At 64.7% G+C, this 8,842-nt stretch carries 6 protein-coding genes; 3 read left to right on the top strand and 3 right to left on the bottom strand.

Translation table 11 applies throughout. From position 1 onward, the window contains the following. The first annotated feature begins 519 nt into the window (after positions 1 to 519). The 3 genes from EHH60_RS32345 to EHH60_RS32335 all read left to right on the top strand — a co-directional run bounded on the left by EHH60_RS32345 (position 520) and on the right by EHH60_RS32335 (position 2,963). The gene (locus EHH60_RS32345) at positions 520 to 1,650 is read left to right on the top strand and encodes a site-specific DNA-methyltransferase (RefSeq protein WP_124163391.1); all 1,131 of its coding nucleotides are present in this window, start codon (positions 520 to 522) and stop codon (positions 1,648 to 1,650) included. A gap of 179 nt (positions 1,651 to 1,829) precedes the next feature. Then, positions 1,830 to 2,156, top strand: coding sequence for a hypothetical protein (locus tag EHH60_RS32340; RefSeq protein WP_124163390.1), 327 nt, complete (start codon positions 1,830 to 1,832; stop codon positions 2,154 to 2,156). Positions 2,157 to 2,282: 126 nt separating this feature from the next. Further along, entirely contained in the window at positions 2,283 to 2,963 is a 681-nt protein-coding gene (locus EHH60_RS32335) for a glutathione S-transferase family protein (RefSeq protein ID WP_124163389.1), read from the top strand. A 138-nt stretch (positions 2,964 to 3,101) separates the two neighbouring features. On the opposite strand, the gene EHH60_RS32330 is transcribed toward EHH60_RS32335, so the two are convergent. The 3 genes from EHH60_RS32330 to EHH60_RS32320 form a co-directional block, all read right to left on the bottom strand. Continuing rightward, entirely contained in the window at positions 3,102 to 5,111 is a 2,010-nt protein-coding gene (locus tag EHH60_RS32330; protein WP_199752312.1) for a methyl-accepting chemotaxis protein, read from the bottom strand. A gap of 259 nt (positions 5,112 to 5,370) precedes the next feature. Next, positions 5,371 to 7,917, bottom strand: a complete 2,547-nt coding sequence (locus tag EHH60_RS32325) for an HWE histidine kinase domain-containing protein (RefSeq protein ID WP_124163387.1) — start codon at positions 7,915 to 7,917, stop codon at positions 5,371 to 5,373. Beyond that, a complete protein-coding gene (locus EHH60_RS32320; RefSeq protein ID WP_124163386.1) occupies positions 7,914 to 8,498 on the bottom strand; it encodes a biliverdin-producing heme oxygenase in 585 nt (194 codons plus the stop codon). The genes EHH60_RS32325 and EHH60_RS32320 overlap by 4 nt, the downstream gene beginning before the upstream one ends. Between the last annotated feature and the right edge of the window lie 344 nt (positions 8,499 to 8,842).

Genomic DNA, 8,842 nt, shown 5'->3' with positions numbered 1-8,842 from the left:
CCCATCGGCAGACCGAACCCGCCTCCTCCGCCGCCAAAGCCACCACCTTCCTCGCGACGATCCTCGATGTCGTCGCTCCGGCGGAAGTCATCGTAACGCATGGCGGCCTTTCCTTTTGGGGTCCCTGATTCAGTTTCGACGACGCGAGACAGCGCCAAGGTTCAACGCGCCACACACGTAAAATTTCCGTTGCTCTTATCAATATCGTGGCCGGCAAAAATTGCCTAGTGCGACAGCGTGTCGATGCCAGCAATTTTTTCCGAGGGTCGAGCAATTTTTTCCGAGAGAAATTTGCAGCCTTTTTGCCGCCACGATTGATCCAGCAGCGCGAGCAAACGCGAAATACACTGCAAAATACAGCGAATGCGCACAGCAACGTGCGCACGAACGGCAAAGCGACGGCTGCTTACGAGAGCGGCGAGTTAAGTCGTTTTTTACTTTGCCCCTTCAATGTAACGGCCAGTCGGTTGTTTGGTCCCGCGTCGCCGACAGCGTCGCCTGAGTCAGAGTTCTTGAGTCATGGTAGAGTCGCGTCGCGGGGCGTCTGCAAGGGCGCCCCGCACAAATTTTGAGTCTCCTTCGCATCGCATCATTCTCGGCGATTGCGTCGCCGAGATGTCGAAGCTTCAGGCTGGTTCGGTCGACCTGGTGTTCGCCGACCCGCCCTACAATCTCCAGCTCAAGGGCGATCTCAAGCGCCCCGACGAATCCCATGTCGATGCCGTCAACGACGACTGGGACAAGTTCGATTCGTTCTCCGCCTATGACGATTTCACCCGCGCCTGGCTGCTTGCCGCCCGCCGTGCGATGAAGCCGTCGGCGACGATCTGGGTGATCGGCTCCTATCACAACATCTTCCGCGTCGGCGCGATCATGCAGGACCTCGGCTTCTGGCTCCTGAACGACATAGTCTGGCGCAAGACCAACCCGATGCCGAATTTCCGCGGCCGCCGCTTCACCAACGCGCACGAGACCATGATCTGGGCCGCGCGCGACGAGAAGGCCAAGGGCTACACGTTCAATTACGAGGCGCTGAAGGCCGCCAATGAGGACGTGCAGGCGCGGTCCGACTGGCTGATCCCGCTCTGCACCGGCGAAGAGCGCCTCAAGGGCGCCGACGGCAAGAAGGTGCATCCGACGCAGAAGCCGGAAGGCCTGCTCGCGCGCGTGCTGCTGTCGTCATCCAGGCCCGGCGATCTCGTGATCGATCCCTTCAACGGCACCGGCACCACCGGCGCGGTCGCAAAGCGCCTCGGCCGCTCCTATATCGGTTTCGAGCGCGACAAGACTTACGCCAAGGCGGCCGAGGCCCGCATCGCCGCCGTCGAGCCGCTGCCGGAGGAGAGCCTCGCCCCGTTCATGACCGCGCGCGAAGCGCCGCGCGTCGCGTTCGCCGAGCTGATCGAGCGCGGCATGATCATGCCCGGCACGAAACTGTTCGACGCCAAGAAGAAGCTGGGCGCGCTGGTCCGTGCCGACGGCGCCATCATGCTGGGCGACAAGGTCGGCTCGATCCACCGCATCGGCGCGGTGGCGCAAGGCGCGCAGGCCTGCAACGGCTGGACCTTCTGGCACGTCGAGACCAAGAAGGGTCTCAAGCTGATCGACGAACTGCGCGCCGAGATCCGCGCCGGCATGGCGGCCGAGTAGCCGTTGCCGCGCGTCGTAGCCTCGCAAGGTGGGCAAAGGCGCTCTTGCGCCTTGGCCCCAATAGCCGCTTGAATGACGCAGCCGCTCGCGCATCGCCCGCCCCGGGAACGACGCGCTTGGTTGAACCCGGCCGCCAGCAGGACTAGGATCAGCGCATTGTCCTGACCTGGCCAGCTTCCATGCGACGCCACTCCGAGACATTGCTGCTGGTGCCGCTACTGCCGATCTTCCTGGCCGGCATGTTTCCGATGTTCCTGATCGCGATGCTGGGATTTTTCGGCCTCGCACTGTTCGGCATGCTCGTGATCTGCGTCGGGCTCGCCAGCAGCAACGAGGCGCACGACAATTTCAACCACGACGTCATCGTCCACGGCTTCGCGCGCGGACCGGAACGCGCGGCGCGGGCCTCCGACATGCATCTGGCCGCACGGCTCGGGCTGCGGCTGGAGGCCGTGGGCGCGACCATGGTCATTACGGCGGCCATCGGCCTTTGTTACGCCGCTTGATCTGCGTAGCGCGCAGACGCCGCCCGGCAAACTCGCCGGTTGCTCTCCCGCGACGGGTTCAGGCAAGACAAGGTCCGCCCAACCACGTCGCGTCCGCGCGCGCAACAGACACCGGGGAGATGCTCGATGCTCAAATTCTTTTTCAACGGATCACCAAATCCGACCAAGGTTGCGCTGTTTCTGGAGGAGTCCGGGCTGGCCTTCGAGCCGGTCAAGATCGACACCCGCAAGGGCGAGCAATTCGCGCCTGAATTTCTGAAGGTCAATCCGAACGGCAAGGTTCCGGCCATCGACGACAACGGCACGATCGTGTTCGACTCGAACGCCATCCTGCTCTATCTCGCCGAGAAGACCGGCAAATTCCTGCCGTCGAACCGCGCCGAATTGCTGTCTTGGCTGATGTTCGTGGCGACCGGCGTCGGGCCATATTCGGGGCAGGCCGTCCACTTCAAGCATTTTGCGCCGAAGGACCAGAACCACGACTACGCCCATAATCGCTACCAGTACGAGACCGATCGCCACTACAGGATTCTCGACAGTCACCTCCAGGGCCGCCGCTACATGGTCGGTGACAGCTATTCGATCGTCGACATGGCACTGTGGGGCTGGGCGCGGATGGTGCCGTTCAAGCTCGGCGACGATGCGTTTGCGCGATACCCGAACGTGAAGCGGCTCGTCGACGAGATCTCGGCGCGGCCCGCGGCGGGGCGCGCCATCGCCCTGAAGGACAAGTTCACCTTCAAGGCCGAGATGGACGACGAAGCGCGCAGCAACATGTTCAAGCACATGAAGATCAACGCGGCCTGATCGCCGTAGCAGTCATTCCGGGGCGCCGCAGGGCGGCGAACGGTGGTGCGCAGTTGCGCACCTTGGAATCTCGAGATTCCGGGTCGGTGCTTCGCACCGCCCCGGAATGACCATGCAGCAGGATACGTCCGCTTTCGGTTAGGCGGCGTGGACCGAGCTCAGGAACTTGGCCACTTCGAGCTTGAGGCGGCTGCTATCGGCCGACAGCGAGCGCGCCGCCGACAGCACCTGCGAGGAGGCCGATCCGGTCTCGGAGGCGCCGCGCTGCACGTCGCCGATGTTGGACGACACCAGCTGGGTGCCATGGGCCGCCTGCTGGACATTGCGGGATATCTCCTGCGTCGCCGCGCCCTGCTGCTCCACGGCGGCGGCGACCGTCGACGAAATCTCCGACAGCCGCTCGATGGTGCCGCTGATCTCTCTGATCGAGCCGACCGACTCCTCCGTCGCGGCCTGGATGCCGGAGACCTGCTGGGCGATCTCGCCGGTGGCCTTCGCAGTCTGCTCGGCGAGCGCCTTGACCTCGGAGGCGACCACCGCAAAGCCGCGGCCGGCATCGCCCGCACGCGCAGCCTCGATGGTGGCGTTGAGCGCCAGCAGATTGGTCTGGCCGGCGATGGTGCTGATCAGCTCGACCACGTCACCGATCCGCGCGGCGGCCTTGGAGAGCGCGCCGACGCGCTCGTTGGTCCTGCTCGCCTGACCGACGGCTTCGGTGGCGATGCGAGCGGATTCCTGCACCTGGCGGGCAATCTCGGATACCGAGGAGGAGAGCTCCTCGGTCGCCGAGGCGACCGCCTGCACATTGGCCGAGGCCTCCTGCGAGGCGCTGGCGACCTCGGTCGAGAGGTCCTGGGCCCGCGCGGCCGTCGTGGTCAAAGTGCCCGCGGAGGCTTCGAGCTCGTTCGACGCCGACGACACCGTGTTGACGATCTCACCGACCGCCTGCTCGAACTGATCGGCAAGCTTGGCCATGTCGGCCTTGCGGCTCTCGGCCTGCCGCGCCTCGATCTCGGCCTGCTCGGCACGCATGCGTTCGGTCTCGATCATGTTGTCCTTGAACACCTGGATCGCCTTGGCCATGTCGCCGATCTCGTCGGCCCTGCCGCGGCCGGGAATCTCGACCTCGAGATTGCCGCCGGCAAGCCGCCCCATCGCACCTGTCATCGAGGTCAGGGGACCGACGATGCTGCGGGCGATCAGGAAGGCAACGATGCCGCCGAACAAGATGGCGAGGCCGCCGGCAATCTCCTGAACGGTCGTCGTTCCGGCGATCACGGCTTCGGCAGTGGTCCGCGATCGCTGGTAGTCCTGCTTCAGGGCCGTTTCCAAGGTCTTGAGCTTGCCGATGCTGTCGACGATGAGGGGCGCGAGATTCTTGTGGTAGATCTCGTCGGCCTGAAGCATCGCGGCGGACGTCGTCTCGAACGCCGATTTGTAGATTCCAAGCGAGGTCTTCACCGGCGCAAGCGTGGTTCGCAGCTCCGTCGCTTGCGGGCTCTTTTCGAGTGCCGCGAGCCGTTGCGCGGCCCTGTCGACGCTCGCCCTGAAGGTCGCAGGGCCCTGGGTATCGCGAAGGGCCAGAAAGCGCCAGTTTGCGATCCTCACGAGCAGGATTCGCGATTCGAGATCAGCGACGAGGGCCGCGGTATCTTCGTCGACGGCGGCGCGCGCCACGTCGACTAGCTTGCCCGTCTTGACGGCCAGATCCTCCCCGCTCGGCAGCAGCGTCGCCTTGCCCGTTCTCGCCTCGTTGACGGCGTCGCCGAGATTGTCACGCAGACGTCGCATTTGGGCGATGTCGTCGATGAGGCCGTTGTAAAGCGTTCTCCGCTCCTCCGAGAGCGTGCCCTTCGCCCCGACCTGCAACAGCCCGATCGCGGCAGTTTCCCGCTCCTGGGCCTCCTTCATCGCAGACTCGTTCGCATCGTAGACGTAGCGAAGATTGGCGCGCTGGATCGCCTGAAGATGGGTGGAAATCTCCAGCACCCGCGCCGTGCTGTCCGAGAGCGCGGATTGTCTTGCGACCTGATTCTGCACATCCCGCAAATTCCAGACGGCAACCACCGCCATCACGAGACCGACCGCCACAAGGGCCATGAAGCCTGCGTACAGGCGTCCCCTGATCCGCAAACGAAATTTCGGCATTCCCACTGTCCACCCAGATGCATTCCGCTTCGAGCGGCCAAACGATTCCGGCGATCGTCACCGGCCACCCCGGCAGCCGCGCGTCGCATCCTCGCGACCCACGCTGCACCGCGGTACAATGGAGGACACTCGTTAATTGAACCTTCAAATCTTTCGCGCGATTGAGATCGGCCGGCACGAAATCTGCTGTTTTTGTCGGCAGCTATGCAGAGTTCGCGCGCGAATGCGCAGCGTCATGCAGAGCGCTGCATGCGAACGCTCACGAGGCGCCGGCCTTCCGCAATTTGTCGAGTGCATGCTCGACCACTTCCAGCGTGTAGGGCTTCTGGACCACCGGCGCCGACGCCAATTGCTCGGGGATCGGCGCGCGCTCGCCATAGCCGGTCGCAAAGATGAAGGGCACCCCGATCTCCTTCAGCTTCTGTGCCACCTTGATGCTGCTCTCGCTGCCGAGGTTGAGATCGAGCAGGGCAAAGCTCGGTCGGGTGCGCTCGATCGAGCGCAGCGCCTGATCGACGGTGGCTGCGGTGTCGACGTGGCGGGCGCCGAGATCGAGCAGGATGACCTCCGCCGCCATCGCGATGATCAGATTGTCCTCGACGATCAGCACCGTGTCGGAAATCCTGGGTCGGGCGGACTGCTGCTCCTCGACGCGCATGGCGGCTCCTGCGATAGACGGGACCAATTCGACGAAATTGGGGGGAATCACGAACTTCGCCTGCACGCCCAGGAGGTCGAAGCGGATCTCGGCATCGCCCTTGAGGTCGAACGGCACCGATCGCTCGATGATCGTCGTGCCGAAGCCGCGCCGCGACGGCGGCTGCACCGGCGGACCGCCGCTCTCCTTCCATTCGATGACGAGGCTGGAAGACGGATCGAGGCGCCAGACCACCTCGACACTGCCGGTGGAATCGGCAAGTGCGCCATACTTGGCGGAATTGGTCATCATCTCGTGCACGACCAGAGCCAGCGTGGCGAACGCCTTGGGATCCAGCGCGACGTCCGGACCGCCCATCTTCACCCGTCCCGCGCGCGCGCCGAGATAGGCGCCGGCCTCGGACTCGACCAAGGTGCGGAGCGCGACCGGGGCCCAGTTCAGGTTTGTGATCTGATCGTGGGCGCGCGCCAGAGCCTGGATGCGGCCGCCGAGAACGCCGGCGAACTCCTCGACGCTGGTCGCGGTCTCCTTGCTCTGCGCCACCAGGGCGCGAACGAGGCTCAGGATGTTGCGGACGCGGTGATTGAGCTCGGCGATCATCAGTTCCTGCCGCTCCTGCGCCCCGCGGCGCTCGCGCGCGGCGAGGTCGGACAGTTGCAGGATGACCTCCAGCAGCGTGACGCGCAGGCTCTCGGCGATGCGGATGTCGGCCGCCGACCACGGCTTCGACTGCCCCGCCACCGTCTCCTGCCAGAGCTCGAAGCTCTTGCGCGGCGTCAGGCGCGGCCCGTGCGGACCTTCGTCGTACACCTTGTTGGGATCGCCGGCCCATTTGACCGAGCGCGTCACCTCGCGCCGAAAGAAAATCAGGCAGTCGCGCGGAGTGCGCGAGATCGGGATGGCGAGAAAGCCCGCCGCGCGGTCACGGAAGGCCTGGCCGGCGGCATAGACCTTGGCGATCTCGGCGCTCGCGAAGATCCGCCCCGGCGAAGTGCGGTTGATGAAGCCGACAAGATCCTTCACCTCGTCTTCGGTCGGCGTCTCTCCATCGAGCGCGATCTTGTTGTCGGACCAGACCGCGACGCCGTCGCACTCGATCATCTTGCGGTAGTCACCGAGGAAATCGACGATCGCGCGGCGGCTGTGCTCGTGGAAAGCCGCCATCTCGATCAACCGCTCCTGGACCTGATGGGCGCGGGCCTCATAGGCCACATCGCCCTCGCGCTCGCGCCCTTGCACGATCCAGGAGAACATCTGACCGAACAGCTCGGAGGCCGTACGCTTGTCGAACGAAATATACCGCGGCGAATAATGATGGCAGGCAAACAGGCCCCACAGCTTGCCATCGCGCAGGATCGACACCGACATGGAGGCGGCAACGCCCATGTTGCGCAGATATTCGATGTGGATCGGCGAGACCGAGCGCAGCACGCTCATCGAAAGATCGAGCAGCCCTGCGTTGTGCGTAGCCGTCGATACCAGCGCGGCCGGCCTTGCGTTGACGTCGGCGATGATGCGCAGCCAGTTGCGCTGATAGAGGGCCCGCGCCTGCCTTGGAATGTCCGATGCGGGATAACGCAGGCCGAGGAAGGATTCGAGCCGGGCCTCCGCGGTCTCGGCGATCACCTCGCCTGACCCGTCCGGATGAAACTGATAGACCATGACGCGGTCGAAACCGGTCAGCGCCTTGAGCTGGCGCGCCGCCTCCCGCGCCAGATCGGCCATGCCGTGCGTCTTGCGGATCCTTTCAAGCATCAGGCGCACGAGTTCGCCGGAATTGACGCCGGGCTCGTGGACGCTCGGCTCCGCCTCGATGATCAGATAGACACCGGAAAGATGAATGGAGAGGTCGAAGGGAGCCCTGCCCGACTGCAGCTCCACGCCGAACAGCCGTTCGGTGGCGTCCGGACCGCCCAGATGATCGACACGGCTGCGGATCGTCTCGACGGCCGCTGCCGAGATCACGCTCGACAGCGGTCGTTGCAGCAGCTCGGCAATGTCAGCGCCGAGGAAGCTGCCGACATTGTCCGATGCCATGCAGATCGTGAAATCCGGGAGCACAGCGAGCAGGAAACCGAACGGCTGCACGCTGCCGGGAATGTGGATCGGCTCGCGATCGCAATTGGTGAGATCGACCGCCTCGTTCATGCGCGGTCCGCCGCCTGCTCGAATGCGGCAAAGGCGGCGCGCGCCGCCTGGATCACGTCATCCTCGTCACAAGCCCCATCGCCCTGAAGCTTCGACAGGAAGCTCTGCCAGAGCCGCTTGCCTGCACCATGGCTGAGATAGCTGGTGGCCGCACTGATACGAGGGTCGACCGCATCCGCGACCTGCTTCAGCAGATACCTGGCTCCGAGCCGCGAGCCCTCCAGCACGTACATCGTGCCGAGCACACCACCGGACGTCAGCGGCGGCACAAACACGATGGATGGCGCGGCGCTGCCGAGCCGTCGGAGGTCAGCTGTGATCGCGGCGCGACGCGACCGCTCCGGCCAGTCCGGAAACAGCCGAACGACGCCTGCCTGCTCGAGCGCATCTTCGAGTGGAAGCAGCGCGCCGGCGCTGGCTTGAAGAAAGCGGCGATAGCCCGCAATGACGGTGAGATCGAACGATGAAAACTGTGCGTCGAGTTCCCGGTGCGCGTCCGCAGTCGCTTCTCTCAGTCGCTCGCGCAGTCCGGGGAAGCTGTGGTTGAGCTGTATCGAGACGTTAGAAACCCCAGCCAGCATGAAATTCCCAAGCGCGCTCGATGCCCGGGGGCGCAATTGCCCCGGGAAGCGAAGGAACGCCGGCGAAACCCGAAAGTTCCGCCGGCATTCATAAGCGGACGCCGGGCCGTGTCCCGCCACTCCTCATCTTCGCCGGCGGGGCTTGTGCAGCTCGCAGGCGATCTCCGACCGTGTCATGCCCAAGTCTCATCTCCGAGGCCAGAAGCTCCCGCTCGGTCATGGCAGCGAGTCGATCCCGGGCCCTGGACGTGTGCGCCTGATACGGACCATCTCGACCAGGGCCTTCCAGGGCCGCACAACCATCACCGGCTTTGCCCGGATGGGATTGGCAGCAGTTCAGTCCC

Origin of the sequence: Bradyrhizobium sp. RP6 (assembly GCF_003837805.1) — a bacterium.
In the GTDB taxonomy this organism is placed as follows: Bacteria; Pseudomonadota; Alphaproteobacteria; order Rhizobiales; family Xanthobacteraceae; genus Bradyrhizobium.
This window is presented reverse-complemented; position numbering and strand designations above follow the sequence as displayed.

Bases quoted from the DNA above. Each gene is read 5' to 3' on its own strand.
- EHH60_RS32340 (WP_124163390.1), top strand. From the start codon at position 1,830: ATGCGACGCCACTCCGAGACATTGCTGCTGGTGCCGCTACTGCCGATC.
- EHH60_RS32320 (WP_124163386.1), bottom strand. From the start codon at position 8,498: ATGCTGGCTGGGGTTTCTAACGTCTCGATACAGCTCAACCACAGCTTC.
- EHH60_RS32345 (WP_124163391.1), top strand. From the start codon at position 520: ATGGTAGAGTCGCGTCGCGGGGCGTCTGCAAGGGCGCCCCGCACAAAT.
- EHH60_RS32335 (WP_124163389.1), top strand. From the start codon at position 2,283: ATGCTCAAATTCTTTTTCAACGGATCACCAAATCCGACCAAGGTTGCG.
- EHH60_RS32325 (WP_124163387.1), bottom strand. From the start codon at position 7,917: ATGAACGAGGCGGTCGATCTCACCAATTGCGATCGCGAGCCGATCCAC.
- EHH60_RS32330 (WP_199752312.1), bottom strand. From the start codon at position 5,111: ATGCCGAAATTTCGTTTGCGGATCAGGGGACGCCTGTACGCAGGCTTC.